The sequence below is a fragment of the Vogesella mureinivorans genome (assembly GCF_007644035.1).
Taxonomy (GTDB): domain Bacteria; phylum Pseudomonadota; class Gammaproteobacteria; order Burkholderiales; family Chromobacteriaceae; genus Vogesella; species Vogesella mureinivorans.
The window spans coordinates 1-371 of the sequence record NZ_VMTV02001173.1; the positions used below are offsets into that span (position 1 = coordinate 1).

1 protein-coding gene is annotated in these 371 nt (G+C 51.5%); it reads right to left on the reverse strand.

The window, feature by feature from the left end:
• The coding region (locus tag FLQ44_RS23375; protein WP_240801393.1) for a CBS domain-containing protein at positions 1–355 on the reverse strand (355 nt) is incomplete at its 3' end.
• Positions 356–371 lie beyond the last annotated feature (16 nt).

Consider the following 371-nt stretch of genomic DNA (forward strand, 5'->3'; position numbering starts at 1 on the left):
AAATCACCTGAAGACACTCTAATTCATAGTTGCGATCACGGGCAATTGCGGCTGCCATCTGCAACAGCGCTGGTGCTGTTTGCGGGTTGGCTAGGGGAACTAGCATTCGTCCGGTTCCTATGGCAGGAGCGCGAGTTTGATAAACTACATAGGAAGGTTCCGACCGGGGGCCAATAGAGCCAGTTTGACCGTTCAGCTTGTCTGCTTCCGCCTTAATAATATCGGCGCGGGTAATAATCCCAATCAGCTTGCGCCCTTCCGTGACTGGCAATCGGCTGATTTGATACCGATTAAGTAAATATAAAACATCGCCAAGCGAAGCAGTAGCAGCGACAGTCACAGGTTGCGGTGTCATAATCCGCGATAGGGGG